At 33.4% G+C, this 21,815-nt stretch carries 13 protein-coding genes; 2 read left to right on the top strand and 11 right to left on the bottom strand.

Going from position 1 to position 21,815, the window contains the following annotated elements:
* Positions 1 to 17 precede the first annotated feature (17 nt).
* The 11 genes from B3792_RS13495 to B3792_RS13445 all read right to left on the bottom strand — a co-directional run bounded on the left by B3792_RS13495 (position 18) and on the right by B3792_RS13445 (position 17,080).
* On the bottom strand, positions 18 to 2,249 hold the full coding sequence (locus B3792_RS13495; protein ID WP_291069894.1) for a PglZ domain-containing protein: 2,232 nt from the start codon (positions 2,247 to 2,249) through the stop codon (positions 18 to 20).
* Complete coding sequence (locus tag B3792_RS13490; protein WP_291069891.1) at positions 2,249 to 5,857, bottom strand: Eco57I restriction-modification methylase domain-containing protein; 3,609 nt, start codon at positions 5,855 to 5,857, stop codon at positions 2,249 to 2,251. Before B3792_RS13490 ends, B3792_RS13495 begins: the two co-directional genes overlap by 1 nt.
* A gap of 26 nt (positions 5,858 to 5,883) precedes the next feature.
* Positions 5,884 to 9,525, bottom strand: a complete 3,642-nt coding sequence (gene brxC, locus B3792_RS13485; RefSeq protein ID WP_291069889.1) for a BREX system P-loop protein BrxC — start codon at positions 9,523 to 9,525, stop codon at positions 5,884 to 5,886.
* 10 nt (positions 9,526 to 9,535) lie between these two features.
* Positions 9,536 to 10,084 carry a hypothetical protein gene (locus B3792_RS13480; protein WP_291069887.1) on the bottom strand — a complete coding sequence of 183 codons (549 nt, stop codon included), beginning with the start codon at positions 10,082 to 10,084 and terminating at the stop codon, positions 9,536 to 9,538.
* Entirely contained in the window at positions 10,062 to 10,736 is a 675-nt protein-coding gene (locus B3792_RS13475) for a BrxA family protein (RefSeq protein WP_291069885.1), read from the bottom strand. The genes B3792_RS13480 and B3792_RS13475 overlap by 23 nt, the downstream gene beginning before the upstream one ends.
* 693 nt (positions 10,737 to 11,429) lie before the next feature.
* A complete protein-coding gene (locus tag B3792_RS13470; protein ID WP_291069883.1) occupies positions 11,430 to 13,568 on the bottom strand; it encodes a VapE domain-containing protein in 2,139 nt (712 codons plus the stop codon).
* 247 nt (positions 13,569 to 13,815) lie between these two features.
* Positions 13,816 to 14,100 carry a helix-turn-helix domain-containing protein gene (locus tag B3792_RS13465; RefSeq protein ID WP_038335637.1) on the bottom strand — a complete coding sequence of 95 codons (285 nt, stop codon included), beginning with the start codon at positions 14,098 to 14,100 and terminating at the stop codon, positions 13,816 to 13,818.
* A 194-nt stretch (positions 14,101 to 14,294) separates the two neighbouring features.
* Entirely contained in the window at positions 14,295 to 15,188 is an 894-nt protein-coding gene (locus tag B3792_RS13460) for a hypothetical protein (protein WP_291069881.1), read from the bottom strand.
* Positions 15,189 to 15,285: 97 nt separating this feature from the next.
* A complete protein-coding gene (locus B3792_RS13455; protein WP_291069879.1) occupies positions 15,286 to 16,503 on the bottom strand; it encodes a site-specific integrase in 1,218 nt (405 codons plus the stop codon).
* Between the two features lie 218 nt (positions 16,504 to 16,721).
* A complete protein-coding gene (locus B3792_RS13450) occupies positions 16,722 to 16,862 on the bottom strand; it encodes a hypothetical protein (RefSeq protein WP_291046781.1) in 141 nt (46 codons plus the stop codon).
* A gap of 41 nt (positions 16,863 to 16,903) precedes the next feature.
* Entirely contained in the window at positions 16,904 to 17,080 is a 177-nt protein-coding gene (locus B3792_RS13445) for a hypothetical protein (protein WP_291060714.1), read from the bottom strand.
* 195 nt (positions 17,081 to 17,275) lie between these two features.
* Here B3792_RS13445 and B3792_RS13440 point away from each other — a divergent pair, with 195 nt between their 5' ends.
* Both B3792_RS13440 and B3792_RS13435 read left to right on the top strand, forming a co-directional pair.
* Positions 17,276 to 18,967: a M23 family metallopeptidase gene (locus B3792_RS13440; protein WP_286496356.1), complete on the top strand. Its 1,692-nt coding sequence runs from the start codon at positions 17,276 to 17,278 to the stop codon at positions 18,965 to 18,967.
* Complete coding sequence (locus tag B3792_RS13435; protein ID WP_291046777.1) at positions 18,915 to 21,353, top strand: TonB-dependent receptor; 2,439 nt, start codon at positions 18,915 to 18,917, stop codon at positions 21,351 to 21,353. The genes B3792_RS13440 and B3792_RS13435 overlap by 53 nt, the downstream gene beginning before the upstream one ends.
* Positions 21,354 to 21,815 lie beyond the last annotated feature (462 nt).

Raw genomic sequence — 21,815 nt, 5'->3', positions numbered from 1 at the left:
TTTTCAAAGTTTTTAAGTTAAAACAAACCACCTAAATCTCTTGCTGAAGATTTTTTCACGGTTACTTGATCTAGCTTTTCTTTTGTATTGTTATCTTCGATGATGACAACGATCTCATTTTTCCCATTGAAACCGAATTCTTTATCCCATACTTGGTCTTTCTGAATGTCTATTGCTTCTAAAGTTTGCACTGGCACATTGTTGTGATATAATACAATATTGATGGTACGCTGCACATCGAATAAAGAGTTGCCACTGCTTTGTGTTGCCAACTTCAATTTAAAGTATTCTCCAGACACCTCTTTGAGTTGGTCATTATTGGAAATAAAAATTTGCAAAGCAGGTTGTGTATTTTCTTTACGGGTAAACTTAAAATTAGGAATGATAACTTCCTGTGGTGCAAAACCTCCGTGCGCAAAACCATACACGCCTGGCGTACGGAACGGACGATCGGATTGGGCGACATTCACATATTGATATTGTTCGTATGGTTTTTCAATGCTCCATAAGATATCGTTGTGTTGTTCCTCAACCGAACGAATGTATCGTTCACTCTTGCTGTGATTACCCTCTATATTTACTTCTAATTTATCAGCATCAGATAATAAACCTGTTAGCACAAATCCGTGGTCGGTAACCAAATGTACTTCTTCGTATCCTGCACGCAACATTTCTTCAATCTTCGTGATTAATACTTTTTCAAATTCAGCGAATAGTTTAATGGCATCTAACTGCAATTTTTCTCCTGCACTGTCGATGTCTTTGTACGTTAATACCAAGATTGGATCTTGGGTTGTTGCATTGGTATCCACCAACTTTTTGAAGGTAATTTCTTTCCCAGTTAGCTGCACCAATTCTTTCTCGCGATCGCTTTGTAATTTTAGTACCCGATTATTCCCCATATACAAAGCCGACATATTATGCTCGGTTTCTGACGGTAAATCAGCAAACATCACTTGCTTTTGTACTTCGTACGTACTATCCACAGCTTCTGCTACCGCATTGGCTATTTCCCAACGCACTCCATCACCTACAATTACAGCAATTTTCTTCGTGGTATTCTTAATTAACTCTACTAAAAATCCTTGTTGATTGGTTTTATAATCAGCTTTGTAAGTAAACCATTTATCGATTAACTCTTGGTTGATGCCTTGGTAATATTCTTGAATCGGTTTAATGATATCCGCTTCGTTTAAAAAGGCTTGATACAGATTGCGTATGGAACGGTCTAATTTCTGAAACTCTGACACATAATACGCAATAACATCTTGCAAGTTGTAAAGCTTCGCAATTCTGCTAGGATCAAAACTTAGCACTGTACTGATGTCTTTCCACCACGTTGGCACCAAAGGATTACGGCTATTCATCCCACGTTTATTGATGATACTGTGGTATTTTGTTTTGAATGCTGCATTGTGCAAGTTGGCTACCACATCTCGCAATTGTTTACGATCGATTTCCTCAAAACAATGGTTGCTATCCACTTCCCAATGGTGAATGCCACTCGGTAAAGCGAAATGTTTGCTGCGTTGCTTTAATAAGCCGATGTATTGGTTGCTGTCTAACCAGTTGCTGTACCAAACCTTGTCATCTGCCAATTGATTAAGTGCTACGTTGTGTAGCAATTGTTCTACCACTTCGTTGGCTAACACCGAAACGGCTTTATCCGATTGTGGCTGACCGATGTAAGCAAATAACTTTTGACGTACAAACGCCAATTCTTCTACCGACTTGCTTTTTTCCCAAGCGTCTGGGTTGGCGATAAACGGCAATATTTCTTGTTCCAAATTAACGACATCAGCTAAGCCTTGAATAACGGCTTTCCACCATTTAATGTCTTTGCCTACGCTGGCTTTAGCAGCCGTTAATAGTTCTTCTTTGGTTAATTGAATTTGTAAACCTGTTTCTGCAAAGAGTTTTTGACGTAACCATTCCTCGGCGTTGGAAAAATCCAAGACGCCGTGGGTTTCGGTATAATCGTACAAAAAGCTCAGTTGCTTCTTCGGTCTTTGGGAGTAGATGATGGTCTCTACTTTTGGGGCTTTCTCGATGTCTACGCGTAAAAACAATTCTTCTTTTACCCGTTGCCATTCTTCTGCCAAGCTATGATTTAATTGGTGCAACTGATAACCTGCTTGTTGCCAAGCAGGAACTAATTGCGTTAATTGGCCTTCTGGATCTAGTACCACGACCAACTTTCTGCGGCTCAACTGATGTTGAAGCTCTTGTTGTATCCATTGATCTACCATTACCAGTCTGCGTTTAGATATTTTGTTAATTGAGGTGCTTTTAAAATGTCTGCTTTTATCATACCTTTTTTCTGTAAAGGCGCAATATTTTTCGCTACCCCACTGTCTAAAATAGGATTGTAGTTTTCTGCAATCAAATCGTCTAATTTGGCTTCGAAAGCCTCTAACTCGATTAATTGATTGGCGATTAATTCTTTTTCCGCTTGTGCTGCTGCCGATTCTGCCTCGCGAATATCCGTTTGGCGCAATTGCAACTGCTCTCTGCGTTTGGCTACATACACCGATTTTAGTTTGAAGATACTATCGCGGTTCCATTGGTAAATGGACGTGTACACCTCAAATGCTTTGTACTTGCCTGAAGACAGATGCCAAATGAATGGCGTCTTAGGTAAATTTGGAAATAAATTCAAATGATTGGCCAATTCTTCAAAGAAGTTGTCTTCTAAGTATTTTTCCAACGGTTTGCCTAAAAGTGTATCTAACTCAGCAATTTGTGCCGCTTTAAAACCTTGCTCGTGTAAGTGTGCTACTAAACGATCTAATAAACGTGTTTCTAAGGCTTGTTGGTACAATGGAATAATCCCATCATCGTCTTGTGCCAATAAGGTACGGATATGATCGGTTACAAACTCTAAAGCTATTTCTTTGGCTTTACCCATTGGTAAGATATTGGCTTCTTTGAACCAATACCATACGTTAATTGGATTGACTTGATGACGGATACAGAATTCTTCAAAATCGTTATTGGATTGGTATAAGGTTTTAAAGCTTTCTTTTATCTCCTTCACCAAGCTCTCTTCAAATGTAGTGATATCTAACCCTTTGATGTAATCTACTACTTCTGGTAAAGGATTGTCTAAGCCTGTTAAAAACTCTTTTTGAGCTGCTTCTAAGACAGGTAATGATCCGATGGATTTTCCTAATTTGTATTCTACTTCAATTTTATCTAATTCAGATAAATTATAAATTTTGTATACACATTCATTAATTAAGGCTTCATTTAGAATAATTTCGGAATTTAATCTATTTTCAAAATCTAAATATATTAAAAGATTTCCTTCATATTTTCTTATTGGGGATTCTTTATATAATGGTTCTATTAATTTATATTCATTAATTGATTTTTTATTATTAATATTCTTAATTGCTAAATTTTCAAGTAATCTATTTGTATCTGAATCTGGAAGTACAAAAGGAATTCTCTTCAAATCACCAGCTTGTTTATTAACTGTTGGATTTAGACAATTTAGAATATATGTTACAAGTTTAGAATTCAAATATGATAAAATTGATAATAGTTCATTTTCATTATTGGCAAATAAATTCATTGTACCATTATCAACAAACTCAATATCTGATTTAATTCTAAATGAAGCTCCCTTTGTAGATTGTCTTCCAGATGTTATACCAAAAAGTTTTTGTCTATTTTTTTCGACATCAGAAATTTGTAAACATGATTTATTTATTATTAACCATTTATTGCCATACCATTTATTAAATGCTCCACCTTTAAGATAAACTGCATAGTTATCTTTGTTATCAACCTCCCAATGAAAAAGTGTAGTATCATTATTTTTCAATTGAATACCAACCGCAACGCCTTTTCCAACATCAGATAATACTTTGAGATCAAACTTCTCTCTAAACTCATCGGAAATCCAATAGATAAACGGCCAAGAATCAATAATTTTTAGTTTTTCTTGGTCGAGGAAGTAAACACGATCGTTCGCAACATCATTTATAACATCATCATAAACTTCAACAAATTTCGCATAACGATGCCCTTCATAAATATCATTTAATTTAATAAACTGAGCAGGTTTTTCTGTTTTCTTTTTGTTTAGAATATACATTGAAGCATCCACACGCGCAGACTGGTGGAACATCCCTAAATATCCCCATTCAACAAAGAAATCAATAGAAGTTTTCTCAATGATATATTTACGTACATCTTCAAATGTTTTGATATACATAAATGTTGGAGGGTGAACCATTGCCACATTACCATCTTCTGTGGTTAGCTCGCAACAACGCTTGATAAACGTTGCGTATAAATTGGTATGAAACTTATAGGGTTTCTTGTAATGTTTTTCTACAAATTCTTTTAATTCAGGCCCAAAATCTGCCGAGTCGGTATACGGTGGGTTGGCCACCGCTACATCGTATTTATTGGTCAACACATCCAAATAGGTTACGGCATTGGATGCTTGTACATCCATAAAATTATGGTTACCTGAGCTAGCGTGCTCTGCAATGGCTTTCTTTAAATTATCAATAAATGTCTTGCGGAATTCTTGATAAGTATGTTGTTCTTGGGATGTAAATAGATCAACCATACGATTGTCAAATACCGAAAGTTGGCTTTCTACAATTTCTTCAATACGAATTAAAGCCCCAAACTTATGTGCTTGTTGCAAATCGTCCCATAAACTGATAACTACTTTTTCTATTGCTTGTTCAGCACCCGTCTTTTTCTCGTCAGAAGGGAAGAAAATGTGTTTTACCTTTTGGTATTCAGGTAAGAAAAAATCCGAACTTACTAAGTTAAAATGGTTGATTTTGATGTTACGCTTTTTACGTCTTGCCTTAATGTAAAGTCCTAATTGCGCAATTTGAGCGGCACGGTTGTCTAAATCTACCCCGAATAAATTGTGTTCTAAAATTAATTTCGGAATATCGCGTTCCTCGTAATCGGCACCATAATTATCAATCTGATCTTGGTACAAATCGTAGAATACATCGAAGGCATACAATAAGAAATTTCCCGATCCCATGGCAGGATCGATTAATTTGATGTCGTGTAATGGTTTGATGTCACGCACACGCTCGGTTGGTGCATTGGCAATGGCGTATTTGTTTTTGATGTCCGAATGTGGATAGATCTCCAAATACTGTTTCCCCAAACTGTTATCGACTAAGAATTTCACCACCCATTTTGGTGTATATACCTGTGATTGAATAGATACTTTGTCGTATTCTGTTTTGGTTTTCGAGTCTTTGTGGGCTACTTTTTTGTAATTGTTGTAACTTTCGTACAACCAACCCAACACATCATCCGATTTCCAAATTTCAGGATCGATGTCTTTTTCGTCTGCTTCTACGGCATTAAATGCATCAATGATGGCTTTCAGTTCGATGGCCGTTGGCAACAAATGGTAATAATGCGAAAGACTGTATAACGGTAAATTTTCAGCCAAATTTTGGAATTCGTACTGGATGAAATCCACTAATCCTTCTTGCTCTTCGTTGCGTTTTTCTGGATATTGCTCCAAATAAGCCGAATGGGCAAATGAACGATTTCCGTTTTCAGGACGTTGGGTGATGGTTTCAGGAATTAGGGTAAAAGCTTCTAAAACCTTTAAAGCAGCGATACGGTTGAATAAGGTAAACGTTAATTCGTCTACCAACTTCTCGTAGGCTTTTTCTGTTGTTCCTGTTTCTTCTTTTAGTGATTGGAATACTTCTAGTAAGCGTTCCTTTTCTTTTTGTTGTTCTGATGAAAGGTTAACTTCTACAGCATTTATAGCAATGCCTAAGCGGCCCAATCTGTTTTCTACAGCAGACTGAACCGTTTGGCGTATATGATTTGTATGATCCGATAGTTTCATTAATTCTAGCGTTTTCTATATGGTTTTTAGTTTTCGAATTCAATCTCATCGTCCGGCTTCGCATTGGCTACTTTTTGTAACTCTTTGGTCAACCATTCTTTATATGCTACTACCGTTAAGTTTTTAGCAGGAAGTTGCGCTTTAATTTTACGAATAACTGGTTTAGCAGGTTCTTGTACTACTCCAGAAGGTGCTTCACCATCTGTTGCTGGTGCAGGTGTTGGCTTAGGAATTGTTGTTAAAATCGATGCTTTTTGAATGTCTAAATCCACATCCTTTTGATTGATTAAAGCTGTTGCCGTTGCATACTCAGAATACGAGAACCCCGATTTTTTATTGACGATAGAAAAATCTAAATCTAACTCCGTAACCGCACGTTGCGCTGCAAACTGTAGATGTTGTTTTACAATTTGCAAAATCCCTGCATTTTGGTTGTTTGGCAAGGCTTCAATATCCAATTGAATGGCTTCTGCTTTGGTTTGTAGTTTTTTAAATTCTACCGCATATTGCTCTATTAAGGCTTTAAACTTCGCGTGGTATTTATCCTTAATTTCCTGTGCCAATTGTTGCAATTGAGGAAATGCCTTGGTAATGTCCGTTTTTAAAATAGATTCGTATTCTTCCATTTTATCGGCTAAAGAAGTATCCAACGCATTGGCTTTGTTTAAATCTGTTTTTACCTCTTGGATGTACGTTGCCCACGTTTGTAGTTTGCTTAAATTATTTTTCACAAACTTCTCCATTTTATCTACCTTAAGAATAGCACTTTCTAGCTCTTCTTTTTGGCTGATAAAATCGTTAGCATGACTAATGTAATTATCCGGCGTTACATTGCTTGTAAATGCATTGATGTAATCTTTGTATTCTTTCGCTTTTGGGAAGTACACCGCAAAATCTTTAACGTTGTCCGTCAGATTTTGAATTTTATGGATGTAGATCTTGGCTAAATCTTTAATGGCCGTAGCCAATTGAAAATCGTTGGTATTATAATCTATTTTGTATCCTTCTTGCTTTTGAATAACGTATTCTAACTCATTATTCAAGAAGAATTCTACTATTTGCTTTTTCTGATGAGCTGTTAAAGATTGGGTATTGGCTTTGAAAGACGCTTTCTTAAATTCATTGGCTTTTGAGAAAACATCTAATGCACCTTTATCTGTAACCGCATAAATTGGATTGGTTTGCGTAGGCGTTTTTACCGCCAAACGACCAGCGCGTAACAAGGCAGCTAAAGTTACTAGAATGGTACCGTAAGCGTATCCTGTTGGTGCGCCAGCTAATTTAGCTTCGATGTCTGTCCCTGCTACAAACGAATTGCGAATGATGTGAGTTACTTCTTCTACCACACTTAAATTTTCGCCAATAAAGTTGCCGTTCGCATCGAAAAATGCAAACTCTTTACTGTTGAATAATGTTTGTAAGCGACTTGGGCTTTGTTCTTTAATGACCTGTAGCGCAATCGCTTCTGGCATCTGACTTTGTAAACGCTTATTGTACACGTTAGAAACCATTTTCTTCTGTAAGCTTTGCACTTCCGAAGCGTAATTGCTGTCGTTTAAGATCGACGTATTGAAACAATAAATCAAGGTTGAAGAAGCCAAGGCTTTATCAATCGCATTTTTTAAAGTGTGTTCCTTGTCTTCTTTATTACGTAATAAATTTTGAACTACTTTCCCTTCTTCAGTACCTTTGTTCGGGTACTTTTGCTCCACTTGCTCAATACGAATAATGCCATCAATCAGTTTATCAATCTCAATAAAATGATCATTCTCTGGATACAATACCGCTAAGCCTTTATGCTCGTCGTATTGGGTTTTCAACTCATTGATTTCAGCTACACGATTTTCGGACATCGTGTATAAGCTTTTCACTTGAATGGCTAGTTCTTTTACATTTGGATTCAATAAATCATCCTTATCGTCTGAATGTACATTAAAGTTGAATTTAATACCATCCGTAACACTTCCCAGTTGTTGAATTAAACTTGATTTTTTATAGTAATCGATTAAACGTCCTTTCTTTAAATAGCCTTGTACTGCATAGCTATTCATTTCATCCAAAATCTTTTGCTCTACATCAGAGGTAATTTTGAATGCGTTATCACTTTCTATTACAATTTTAGCATCTACTAAAACTTGTAAAGCTTCTTTAATTTCGTTTTGCTTCTTAATAACATCATCTGCATTATTGAAATACGCTTTCGAAATATTTAGCACCGAGGTTTTTACCACTTCCGATTCACTCAAGAAGTTGATCGTTTCTAAAAGTTTGCGGCCATTGATGCTATTATTATCTAATACTTTTTCGGCTGCGCTGTAACGACTTGACAAACGAATATCGGGTTGGTTATTCGCTTCACGAGCAATTTGCCATCCCGTTACGGTGTTATATAGTTCATCTTCTTTTACTAACTTTCTTACAATATCAAAAGTCGTGATAATCATACCACGAGCCGCTACTTTGGTAGAAGCATAACCTTTGGTACCAAATAAGAAGTTTTGTAACAGACTGAATTGATTTTCGTAAAACGGGTAATATGAAGTATACGAATCAACTGTAGCCGTATTGGAAATACCATAGCCGTTTAAATTAGAATGGTCTCCAATTTTACCCGAATTCGATTGATAATAATCGTTTAATAAATTTACGCCTTCTGTTGTTTTTTTAAGGATTCTGCTTTTAATAATCGTATCAACCTCTGTTGCTTCTAAGTGAATTTTCTCCACAAAACGGTCAGTTACTTTAACCAAACTTGCTTTAGAAATATTAGCGTTAGAAATCACATCGTCTAATTTTTCTTGTGCAATAGCAATAGTCCAAACTTTACCGCCTAATGTATTTAATGCTTCAGATACTCCTTCTAAATCAAGTAAGGTAATTTTACGCTGATTGATGGCTTCCGAAGTTTCATCAAACATAAATACAAGAGATGTATCGGATTTGATTTGAATATATGATTTCAGTTCTCGTGCTAAATCAGCAGGAGAAAATACATCAATAGCAGAACGTACAGAAACCAATAATTGATCGTATTCTTTTTCAGAAAGACCAGATTTGATGTGAATGTCTTTACAAGCTGTAAAATACGTACGCATATTGCCTTTAAGTTCTGTCCAATCTTTACCCAAAACTTCTTTTACATAAGAAAAAATATCAGTCTTCCCTGCCGCAATCATCGAGTTGAATAGCATATATCCGTATTCATCTTGTGGTAAGTGGATAGACTTTAAAAAGTTTTTGAATAAGGTATAGCTGAATCCTTTTGAGGTATCTTGTTTTGCAATATCTAAAAAGACAACCAAGTTTTGGTAACGATCTAATTTCGCAATCTTATTTTTGAAGAACATTTCATCTTCAATCCCCGTAAAACGATTTAATAATCGTTCACGCGAAGGTGTACCGTTAATGTTTTGATTGGCCAATAAATACCCAATCATTTTAGCGAAATATGATTTTCCTGATCCATAGAAACCAGAAATCCAAACACCAGTTTCTACGGCATTGGAAGTAAATTTATCCAAGAATTGCTCAAAATCTTTCGCTAAACCATCGGTTACGATATAGTCTTCAATCTCTTTTTGAATTTCGTTTTCTGAAATATCTTCAATATTGATTACATTCTTAATATCTACGTTTAAGTCTATAGATAGTAAATCTTTTATTTTCATATGCAATGGCCTATATAATTTTGCATCTGTATTCGGATGCAATTCTTGTATTTAAATATTCTAATTGGTTGTTTTGATTGTATTCTGCTGGATATAAAAATACAGCAGGTAAAGCAGCATCCATAATGGTTTTACTTTCCATTAAAGATAACATATCAAAGTGTGTCGCATAGATAACCCCTGTATTGATAATAACAGGAATTTTTTTATCCTGGAATACTTGCTCAACTTTATCTATAATCAAGTGAAACAAGTCTGGTTGTGCCTCTAAGTCATTCTTGAATATACGATCCAACGAAGCTTGTAGATGTTCTAAATAGAACTCAACATCTTCTCTGTTATTCTCCACAAATTCCACCAAAATTTGGTTCAAATCAATGATTTGATATTTTGATGCTTCTAATTGATGTAACTCTGAAATAAAATTAATTTCTTCTGAAGGCTTACAAACCAATAAAATAGAGTTTCCCCCATTTGCTTGTAATTTAATTTCAGAATCATTAGACGACACTAAGCGTTCTAATTCTAAAATTGCATTATGAGGATTTAAGTGTTTCATAAAGTTTATCGTAGTTAATCATTGGTTTTATTTTTAAATTATCTCCGTTGTATTGTACCTCTACATAACGGATCAGTTGTTTTTCCAACACTTTTTGAAGGAAAAACTCGTTTTCATAAAATGAATATTTAATCCATTCGGAATGAATCTTATTCGAATTTTCTTCTGTTATAGACAAAAAATAAACGAATACAAGAAATTCTTCAGATGATAGATTCTTATAAACTATTTCCTTCTTCTGCGCTCCAGATAAAAGCCCAAATTTCTTTAAAAGCGTTAAATATTTAGAAGCAGTTGTCGTGATTGTAGATTCGGACCAACTTGCTAGTGTTTCATTAGTTTTTTGAAGATCTTTTAAACAAACTTCAACCTCTTCCTTTTTGATGATTCTTCTCCCAGAATAATAAACAGGAAAGAAAATATTTTCGTTTAAATAATTGAATAAATCATTGTTGAATGCGAATAGTAGAAACAAAAAATACAAATTCTCGTTGATACTCTTTTCTTTTAAAAATGGTAAAAACAAATGATTGATATCCACCTTTTCAGAAACAAATGATTCTTGAATCGCTTTTTTGAAACGATTCACTGCTTTTAAGGTTCTAATGTCTGAATATTCTAAATGGCTTTTCCCTTGATTATCAGAATCCATCAAAAAAGTTTTGATTAATTCCAGTTCCGGCAAGCCTCCTAATATATTTATATTTGAATTGATGTTCATTACTCGTTTTGTGTAATGGGTAAATATAGGATTTTAATGTTAAAAATGAAACTAGAAAATCTCAATCTATTTATATCAATAATTACAATTATTAATAAAAAAGTAACCTAAGTAACCAAATATCGGCAAAAACATTTTTTTGTTTTTTGAGTTTCTGAAAAAACTGTTTCAAACGAAGAATAGAATGCAATAAGGAGAACCAATGGTTCTCCTTTGCTTTGATATTAGCTTATGTTTCTAGAATTTTATTTTGAGGAATTTACAATTTTTTCTTTTGGTCAAATTTGGTTACTTTCCTTACTCGGTGAAATAAGGTGTATATTTGAGTATTACAATGAAATTTTAACGTTTTTTGAGTACTTAAAAAGTAAGGAAAAGTAAGGGGATTTTTGCACTTAGTATTGAGATTTTTGATGTTAGATTTTAGACTTATTTGTTTTATAATGTTCATTTTGGCTTGATCCAAAACGAACCAAAAGATCAAGGCTTCAATTCTCGACGGTCAATCTTCATTTCGCTTCACTAAAATGTTTAAATCACTCCTTTCAGTCGGTAAACATTTTCACGTTTCACTTAATGGATTGACACTCGTCTGCGAATTGTTATGCCAATTTTAATTTATTTCTACCCTAACTCTTTGTTCATTTTTTGTACTTGATCATATTCTAATTCTTTGACTGCATAGACATACGAACCATTTTTTGAAATTCTCATAAAACCGTGTTTCTTTAATGCTTTACCCAATTGGTTTACTGTACCGCTATTGATATTGATGTTACTGAAAAAAGCTAACCTTGTGGCTATTTGAGTTGTGTTTAAAAAGGCATTGGCTGTTTCTTTATCTGCTTTCTCGAACCAAGTTAATAGCAATTCTTCTTCTGGTGATTTGATTTGGTATTGCTCGTTGTTTTGGTTGATATTTTTAATTTCTTCATTATTGAACCAATATCTGAATCCTTCATCTATTAGATACAATGCTTGTTTGTAACAGTTATCGAGGTTTACATTGTGATGGTATTCGATGTATTCTACTTCGAAACATAGGAAACGACGAGAACCTGTGGTATCATTTAGGAATTGTGCTGTATTTACCGAACCTGCAAATGAAGCTCTACGAGGTAATGTTTCGTTGTTGTGTCCGTACGCTTTTCTCATTCTGATATGGGATTTTGTAATGATTTCTTTTAATGATCCTATTTCAGTTTTGTTTAGGTTTTCTAACTCGTCTAAGTTAATCAACATACATTCTGCCAAATGGATTAAGGTGTCTTTGTTGTTGGGATTGATTGTTCCAGAAAACAAATAATCCTTTAATGGTTTTGGTACTAATTTTTCCATCCAGGTTGTTTTTCCTATTCCTTGTTTCCCACTGAATACAATTACTGTTTGATTGACTACTTTTTCGTTTGTTACACAAGCTACCATTGCCACAAACCATTTTTTAAAACACTCTAACCATAATTCTTGATTGGTAGTTGTTATGGTGTTAGCTAATTCGGTGATGTAATCGACTTCTTGATTTATCTCTGGTAAGGTTGAAAAATAATCTTTGAATGGATCGAATTGTTCTACATAATCGGACATCAATAAATAGCGTAAACCTTGAATACTGCATTTGACTTTTGCTTTTAATACTTCACGTAATATGGAGTTTTCTACAAAATCGGTAATTGGTTTATACATTTGGTTACGAACCTTTTTGTATTCTAACTTTCCTGTTACTATGTTGTACCTAAAGTTGTACCTTTTGTTTAGGAACATTTCCAGTCGTTCTATGGCAGCAGGTTTTTCTTCGTCATCATCTATTTCTTCCTCGTTTGTTGTACTACTTTTCGGTTTTGTAGTTTCCTTTGTTTTAGGACTTTTATACTCTCTATCTGTGGCAAATTCGTGTGTATTGTTGTACGCACTTTTGACTGCATTCATTACTTCGATTTCGTTGTAATTGTAATCGGATAAAATGAATCCTAAGGCTTCTGCATAACCAACACCTTTTCGATTTAAGTTACACGCTAATTGATGTACAAAGTTATTTCGGTTTCCTTCGACGTAATCCATTTTCTGTTTTGTGAATCTGACACAATGTTCAATGAGCGTATTCGTATCTGGTGTAAATGGGTTTTGATACGTTTCTGTAAAACTATTCTGTGTATGGTTTCGATGTGTTTCATTGGAATGAGATTGGTTAGTCACTTGATTAGATTCTTCGACAGGCTCAGAATGACAGTTGTATACTTCTGCGTTTGGGTTGAAATAGATTTCAGGATCATAGGAATAAAAACATAAGCGCGTGATGTCTTTTCCGGATTTATCGATTTCGATTTCTAACTCTTTTTCGTAAAATTCTTTGATAATGTTGTACGTGTTTTTGTGTTCGTCTTGATTGGTTGAAACCTTCACAAATAGCTTTAATCCGTTGTTTGATGGACTGATAAATGCAACAAATGTTGTACTTAATTCTGTCGCTTTTTGTTTGATTTCTGCTAACTTATTTTTCTCAACTTTATCAATATCCAGTACGATTAGTTGATTGTAATTTTGGAGGTAGTCTAATTTTCTACCTCCCTTGAATGTTGCACTTGGTGTAAAAGCAAGTAATGATTTCTTTGCTTTTTCGTAAGGTTCCATTTTTCCTTGTTCTAAGGATTTACGCAAATACAAAATTTGACTTTTGTATGTTCCTTCTTTGATTTCTGTTACGATTTGCTCAACTGGTATGGTGTTGATGACTTCGTTGAAGTTTTGGAATAAGGTGAATTTCATATTTTGTTGTATTATGTATTATGTAAAAAGTAAAATGAATTGTTCTTTACTTTCATTTTTGTCTTGACACAAAAACGAAACAAAAAAATCAAGGCTTCAATTCTCGACGGTCAATCATCATTTCGTTTCACTAAAATGTTTAAATCACTCCCGATGGTCGGTAAACATTTTTGCGCTTCTCTCAATGGATTGACGCTCGTCTGCGAATTGTAATGCCAATTTGATTTAGATGCCGATACTCTAATTTTTAGCGTTTGTTAGAGAATGATTTGTTGTAATGTTCGTTCAATAACTTTTCGACGTCAGACATTTTGTAGTAGATTTTGTTTCCTACTTGACAGAATGAAACCTTTCCTTCATCTCTCCACGTTTGAGCTGTACGTTTTGAGATTTTCATTAGCATTAGAAACTCTTGGTTGTCCATAAATGTTTCTTGTTTAGCAGCTAATGCTTTGTTTAATTTTTTAGTGATTTCTTCTAATTGGAATACGATCGCATCGTATTGTTCCTTTGTTAAAATGATTGCTTCCATTTTCTGAATTATTTAAGATTATGGAACAAATGAAGTACAGAAAAAAAAGTCGCCAGGTCTTAAGTTGGTCTTATAAGACCAAAATAATTTTGAAACTAACTGTTTATCTATGATTGGTTAAAGACTTGCTATTTTTTGAATAAGACCTTTTTGAGCAAAAAAAATCCTAACTGAGTAAGTTAGGATTGAATGCTTTAAAGCAATTTATCTATATCTATTCGCTTATTTACATTTGGTCGTTTATCTTCTCGTGATGGAGTTAAAATTGTTCGAACGGTTTTTAGGCTTAATTCGTTTCCATCTTTATCAACAAAATTGGACACAATTACTTTTGAGATATCATTGAGATTTCCATCTAAAAATGGTTTTCCATCTACAAAAAGTTCTCTGGACATTTGATAAAATATATCAACCAGTTGATTGACATTTCCATTGAATTGTAATTTGTTGTAATTGCATTTTTCTTCTTTAACTACTTGCAATTCTTCCTTTAATCTTCTAATTTGTTGTAAATGTTCAATTTTCTTGTTGCATTGCTCTGAATATTCTGGAAGCTTTGGATTGATAAAATGAATGTTAGCTTGTTCGTATTCGTATTTCTCATTAGTTAAGAAAAAGATTTGATCGCAATAATCTTCCATCTGTTCCAAATTTTTCTGCGTTTTATAAAAAGAAAAATATCGTTCTTCTGAATCTGCATTGATGTATCTCGGTGCAGGTCTTTCTTCGTCTTTAATCTCTATTGGTTTATATAAACCTAATCGAATTATTTCTGTTGAAGTATAAATTTTCATTAAACGAGTTTTATTTCTTCCTTTTTCAAACAGAAATTCATTTACTGAAACTAACTTTTCAAACTTATTAATCCAATGTAGCTTATCTTTTGCATATAAAAGTTGATGTTTGATAAAATCAGCAATTTCAGAATGAGAAATCTCAAATATTTTGTCAATTAATGCTTGACAATACCCGTCATTTGTAAGAGGTTCTTCCTCTATAATATCAAATTCTTCTGACTTTACATTGTGTAAAGCAACTTGTGTAAACTCTTTGAATTGTACAGTTTCTTTTATCAAATACTTCATCATAAATTAAGTTTTAGCAATTAACCTTTTATAGTGTAATTTGATGTAAATTAAAACTTTAAAAAGACAAAAGGTGTCGCTGGAGAGATTATTTGCTTTCTTATTTTATATATTGCTCTACTGCTTTATCTAATTCGTCGTTTACGATTTTTGCATAGATTTGAGTTGTTCCAATATCTGAGTGATCTAACAATTTTGAAACGTACTCAATACGCATTCCGTTAGCTAAAGCTTGGGTTGCAAATGTATGTCGGCTTAAATGGAATGATAACGAGAATGGAAATTCTAATTCTTTACCGATTCTACGCAATTTCTGACCACATAAAGTATTTTTGGCAGCTATTACTTTTAGTTGGTATTCATTGGATTGGTCAAAGAAATTAGCTTCTGAAATGATTGGAAATATAAAATCATCTGATTCGGAAGTTTCTTTCTTGTATTTGTTTAAAATCTCTAAAGCCGATTGACCTACTTTGAATTGATGTGAACGATGTGTTTTTCGGATATCTAAGCTTATTCTTTGTTCTGCTTCGTTGTAGTTTTTCCATTGTAACGTAACGACATCACCAAAACGTAATCCACCTGCATAACAACTAAAAATAAACATATCTCGGAAAAATACATCGGTTTGAATATGTGGGATTTTATAATTTTTAAGCTGCTCGATTTGTTCTTTATTTAAAAACTGTCTTTTTCCTTTTTCTCGTTTGATTTTTACACTGGCAAATGGATAGGTTTGCAATGTGATGATTTCTTCTCGGATGGCATCTTTAAACATTATCGCTAAAATATTTAAGGCAAAATGCATTGTTGTTGAGCCATTCTTTAAACGATTGCTCATATAATTGATGTAGTCATTTAAAACGGTAACCGTAATATCCTCAAAGTAGATTTCGTTTGTGCCTAAAAACTTCTCGAACTTTTGAATGTTCATTTTATAAGCTCTGTAGGTTTGTGGCGATACATTGTTCTTGATGCGCTCACAACGTTCGTAAGCGTATTCGAAGAAGTTCTTAATATCTTTTCCTTTGATGGCTTCTTTTAATCGCTTAGCGGAGATATTTCCACGTTTACGTTCGTTATCGGCAACCATCGCTTCTGCATCTGCTATCTTCTGAGCTAAGAAAGCATTCATTCTCGTTGAATTGGGATAATTGCGTTTTACTTTTTGTTTGATATCATCCCATTCGTTTTCTTTCAACTTTACTCCAGTTGCTATAAATTTTGTTTTACGATCCTTGATTAACCGGATATACAATGGACTGTGCCCTGTTTTATCTTCTTGGTTGGTGCGAAGTACTAATTTGATTGAAGCCATTGGATTTTGAATTATGGTTTAAAAATCTATTTTTATAAACGAATGCAATCAAGTGAATTTTTTTTGTAACTTGCTGATGCAAACGAATGTAACGTGATTCTAAGGTACAACAATTGGTACAACAAATCAAGGATTTCAATGCGTTAGAGTACTTCAAATTGAAACTTTAACATTCTATAAAACCTTATAAATAGGCAATTTAGAGAAAAATAGTATTGTCATATTATGTTTTCAGATAATTCAACTATATCCGAATCTAAAATTTGATTAATCATTTCACTATTCAAAACAAATCCATTCAACGAAATCGCATTTTCTTCGATTTGAACCGCATCTTTCATCGCATCTTTTACTTTCATTTCGATCAACGCATTCGATTTAAAAACCTTCCCTTCTACTTCTAAATTTGCAGCATTAGAAACCGCAACTTCTTCTTTGCATCAGCAGCCAATTCTGCATTACTTTCTGAACCTTTGTATTCATTACAACTTACGATAGAAGCAACTATAAAAAGTGCTAAAATAATTTTTCTCATGATGATGTTTTTTATGTTTGATTTTAAAATTACTTTCATCATTTCTCAATCATTCACTAAAATCCTTTTCTTTTACTTGTTTATTATTTTACAAATACAAAATATTGATAATCATTTATTTAATTTTATTTTACAAAAATTTATCTCCAAATAATTTTCAGAAATTCAAAAGATTAAGGAGGTTTGTAAAAGATTTAATTTACTTTTAACTGATTTGTTAATTATTGAAAAGAAAAAATGAAAGTGATTAAGCCAATTTTCCTAAACTTATTACTAAGTTCTGTTGTTTTTGGACAACGATCAGAACAACCAAAATCTGAAACATATCCAAAAAACATCTTCCAAAATCCTTTAGAAATTACCAATTATTTAGCTGGTAATTTTGGAGAATTACGTGCCAATCATTTCCACGCTGGGCTTGATATCAAAACTCAACAACGAGAAGGTCTGAAAGTAAAAGCGGTTGGAGACGGTTACATTTCTCGCATTAATATTTCGCCAACAGGTTATGGAAATGCACTTTATATCGATCACCCAAACGGATATACTTCTGTTTATGCCCATTTGAGAGAATTTACGCCCGAATTGCAAGAATATGTGCGCAAACAACAATATGCAAACGAAACGTTTAAGATAGAATTGCATCCAAAACCAAACGAACTTCCTGTAAAAATGGGCGATTTGATTGCTCTTTCTGGAAATTCTGGAGGTTCTGGAGGTCCACATTTACATTTCGAAATTCGTGATACCAAAACAGAAGAACCAATTAATCCTTTTTACTTCGGTTTTGATTTACCTGATACTCGAAAACCATCTATTTTAGGCCTATATGCTTATCCAATTTATGGCGATGTGAATCAAAAAACCAATCGTGTTGTTGTGGTAAATGGAGGTACAATTTCTGCCTCTGGCGCAATAGGTTTTGGTGTAAAAGCCTATGACAAACACAATGGAGCAGAAAATAACAATGGAGTTCATCAAATTAATATTTATGTGAATGATGAACCGATTTATACGTTTACTTCTAATCGTTTTTCGTTTGATGAAGCTCGAGCTATAAATACAGTTTGCGATTATGGCGATATTCAGAAAAATAATAGTTGGGTGTATCAAGGATTTGTGAAAGATGGGAATCCTGTCAGAATGTATTCAAATCTAAAAAACAATGGAATTTTAGAGCTTGAAGAAGGAAAATCGTACAAAGTAAAAATTGACGTTTCTGATTATGCAGGAAATTTATCTTCGCAATCTTTTACAGTTAATGGAAAAGCATTTGTAGATTCTGCAAAACTTACTGAAACAAATCCAATGTTGTGGAACAAAGAAAATCATTTCAAATCTGATGGAATCGAAATATTTTTCCCTAAAAATATTTTTTATGAAGATTTTGATTTAGCTTATAAATTCTCGAATGGTAAACATTGGGTGGGCGATTATTATATACCAGTTCATCAAACTTACACGTTAGCAATAGAACCGACTACTGACATTCCAACAGCGCAATTGGACAAAGCTGTTATTGTACGCGAATATCAAAAAAGAGGTGCTTGGAAAAAAGATTATTTAACAACAGAGCTCAAAAATGGAAAGCTTGTTGCAAATCCAAAAGATTTTGGTGTTTTTTCTATTTTAATTGACAATACTAAACCGACAATTACTCCGTTAAATATCAAATCAGATAGTCAATTTACTCAAGCTAATGCTATTATCAAATTTACAATTGATGATGCACAATCTGGGATAAAAGATTATAAAGCTTATATCGATGGTAAGTGGGTTTTAGCCGAATATGATCAAAAAATTAAACGATTATCAATTAATTTGAACAAAGAACAGATTTCGGTTGGCAACCATCAATTAGAATTAAACGTGAAAGATGAAAAAAACAACACAGCAACATACTCTACAACATTCAAAAAGATTTCTTAGTACCATAAGTTTATCTCTTTTGGGTGGAATTTTATTTGCTCAAACTGCGCAAATTAATGGTAAAGTTGTCGACGAAAATAGAATTCCAATTAGTGAAGCTGAGATTATTGTCAACGATCAATCTTATTTTACAGATCAAAATGGTAATTTCAAAATTGATATTCCATCAAATTCTTCCGTTACCGTAACTTTTAACAACAATGGTTATCATTCGTTTGCACAAACTTTTACGCTAAAAGATAAAAACAAGAAAGAGATTTTTGTTCAATTAGTTCCTGATCAAACCAATGCAATCGAATTAGGTGAAGCAACTATTTCTTTTCAATCCAATAAAAATAAACCTTTGCAAAGTACCGTTTTGAGTGCTGCGCAAATGCAACAAGGACCAAGTTTGACTGGCGGAGTTGCCGATTTATTGAAAACATTGCCTTTCGTAAATTCGAATACAGAATTAAGTTCGCAATATATGGTTCGCGGAGGAAATTATGACGAAAATTTAATTTACGTTAACGGAATCGAAGTTTATAAACCTCAATTGATTCGTTCTGGCGAACAAGAAGGTTTAGGTTTTGTAAATCCTGCGATGACGCAATTTATCAACTTTTCTGCTGGTGGTTGGGAAGCAAAATACGGCGACAAAATGTCTTCTGTTTTAGATGTTACCTACAAACGCCCAACAAAATTTGAAGGACAATTAGAAGCAAGTTTAATGGGCGGAAGTTTGACATTAGGCGGAGGTTCTAAAGACAAAAAACTTTCGGCAATTGTTGGAGCGCGCTATCAAAACAGAAATTTAGTGTTGAATACCTTAAAAGGTGATACCAATTTCAATCCCGAATATTACGATGTACAAGCCAATATCAATTATAAATTAAATGATAAATGGAATGTTGCATTTTTGGGGACAATGTCACGTTCGCGCTACGAAATGTTTCCTGTAAAACGTGATACGTACATCAACACAATGGATACTCCGTTGTTGCTAACTGTTTTTTATGACGGAAAAGAGGATGATAAATTTGCGACAGAAACAGGAAGTTTATCATTTACATATCAACCAAATTCTAAAGTAGATTTAGGGTTAGACCTTTTTGCTTATCATTCGAAAGAGCGCGAATATTTTGATATTCAAGGTTCTTATTTCATTTCCGAAGTAGACGAAAAAGGCCATGCTACTTCTACGAATGATGTTGGTTCGCAAATCGATCATGCACGAAATAATTTTGATGCGTTGGTTGCTGGAATTCAACACAAAGGAAAATATAAAATCAATGGAAACAATGATATTGAGTGGGGTGCAAAATTTCAACAAGAAGATATTCGTGATTTATTAGGTGAATGGCAAGCAATCGATTCGACAGGATATGTTGTGAATCCAAATCCAGGAAATGGTTTGAATTTAAGTTATTATGTGAATTCTAAAAATAATTTAAAAACCAATCGTATTTCAGGTTACGCACAATATACAAGCAAATTTATGTGGAATGATGCGAAAGTAATGTTCAACGCTGGTGTACGTGCAGCTTATTGGGATTTTAACGAAGAAACAACTGTTTCGCCTCGTGCTCAAATCGCTGTTAAACCAGATTGGGAAAGCGATATGTTGTTCCGTTTTTCGACAGGTATTTATTATCAACCTCCCTTCTATCGCGAAATTCGTCGTTTAGATGGTTCTTTGAATAACAAAGTAAAATCGCAACAATCAATTCATTTTATATTTGGAAACGATTACGAATTCAAATGGATGGATCGTCCGTTCAAATTAACAACTGAGGTTTATTACAAAATCTTAAATGATTTGAATCCGTATTATGTAGACAATGTGAGAATTCGTTATACGGCAGATAACAACTCCAAAGGTTATGCGTATGGACTTGATATGCGTTTATTTGGGCAGTTTGTTCCTGGTATAGATTCTTGGTTCTCGGCTTCGTATGCGCGAGCTTATCAAAATATTGATGACAGAGGAAATATTCCATTACCAACAGATCCTCGTTTCAAATTATCTGCATTTTTCCAAGATTATATGGAGTTTTTACCATCTTTCAAAGTGAATGTAAATTTGATTTATGCTTCTGGTTTACCAAACGGAGCACCACAATTTGCAGATCCTTACCAATACCAAACAACGTTGACAGATTACAAACGTGTTGACATTGGTTTTGTGAAAGAATTGATCAATCAAAAAGAATTGAAACCATCAAAAGGAACATTCTGGAGTAATTTCAAAGAAATTTCGATTGGTGTAGATGTTTTCAATGTGTTTGATATTAAAAACGAAATCAGTAATTCATGGATTCGCGACGTAAATTCGAGTGCAGTTTACACAATGCCAAATTATTTGACAGGACGTTTCTTGAATGGAAAGATTAATTTTAAGTTTTAAAACTATTCAAAATTAATATTAGGATAAATTAATTCTTATTAATAATGGATTTTCAAAAATATATCGGTTACATCATCATTCCAATTATATTTATTTTTTCAATTTCACCTATTTTTTTCATGAACAAGAAAATAGGTAAAATAAAATATTTAAAGACTTATAGTTTTATATTTTGGTTATTTTCATTTTTACTATTTTTCATATCATTAAATGAAATCTTTGAAAATCAAAACTTAAAAGGTTTTACTTTTTTCAATTTTTATAAAACTTTAGAATATTATTTTTTATGGATTTTACTTCCATTTTGGATATTTCCAATTTCAATTATATCAGGAATACTAACTCCATTTATTTTATATTTAAAAAGTAAGAATAATAAAAGAAACAAAGTATACTAACCCGTTGTGCATTTTAAATAATTTGAGTTTTTAGCTTATTAATATTTCGATTAAAGTATGTTTT

The sequence above is a fragment of the Empedobacter sp. UBA5924 genome, from assembly GCF_002431085.1.
Classification (GTDB): domain Bacteria; phylum Bacteroidota; class Bacteroidia; order Flavobacteriales; family Weeksellaceae; genus Empedobacter; species Empedobacter falsenii_B.
This window is presented reverse-complemented; position numbering and strand designations above follow the sequence as displayed.

Bases quoted from the DNA above. Each gene is read 5' to 3' on its own strand.
- brxC (WP_291069889.1), bottom strand. From the start codon at position 9,525: ATGAAAATAAAAGATTTACTATCTATAGACTTAAACGTAGATATTAAG.
- B3792_RS13435 (WP_291046777.1), top strand. From the start codon at position 18,915: ATGAAAAAAACAACACAGCAACATACTCTACAACATTCAAAAAGATTT.
- B3792_RS13475 (WP_291069885.1), bottom strand. From the start codon at position 10,736: ATGGATTCTGATAATCAAGGGAAAAGCCATTTAGAATATTCAGACATT.
- B3792_RS13450 (WP_291046781.1), bottom strand. From the start codon at position 16,862: ATGAAAGTAAAAGATGCGATGAAAGATGCGGTTCAAATCGAAGAAAAT.
- B3792_RS13465 (WP_038335637.1), bottom strand. From the start codon at position 14,100: ATGGAAGCAATCATTTTAACAAAGGAACAATACGATGCGATCGTATTC.
- B3792_RS13440 (WP_286496356.1), top strand. From the start codon at position 17,276: ATGAAAGTGATTAAGCCAATTTTCCTAAACTTATTACTAAGTTCTGTT.
- B3792_RS13490 (WP_291069891.1), bottom strand. From the start codon at position 5,857: ATGAAACTATCGGATCATACAAATCATATACGCCAAACGGTTCAGTCT.
- B3792_RS13480 (WP_291069887.1), bottom strand. From the start codon at position 10,084: ATGAAACACTTAAATCCTCATAATGCAATTTTAGAATTAGAACGCTTA.
- B3792_RS13495 (WP_291069894.1), bottom strand. From the start codon at position 2,249: ATGGTAGATCAATGGATACAACAAGAGCTTCAACATCAGTTGAGCCGC.
- B3792_RS13460 (WP_291069881.1), bottom strand. From the start codon at position 15,188: ATGATGAAGTATTTGATAAAAGAAACTGTACAATTCAAAGAGTTTACA.
- B3792_RS13455 (WP_291069879.1), bottom strand. From the start codon at position 16,503: ATGGCTTCAATCAAATTAGTACTTCGCACCAACCAAGAAGATAAAACA.
- B3792_RS13470 (WP_291069883.1), bottom strand. From the start codon at position 13,568: ATGAAATTCACCTTATTCCAAAACTTCAACGAAGTCATCAACACCATA.
- B3792_RS13445 (WP_291060714.1), bottom strand. From the start codon at position 17,080: ATGATGAAAGTAATTTTAAAATCAAACATAAAAAACATCATCATGAGA.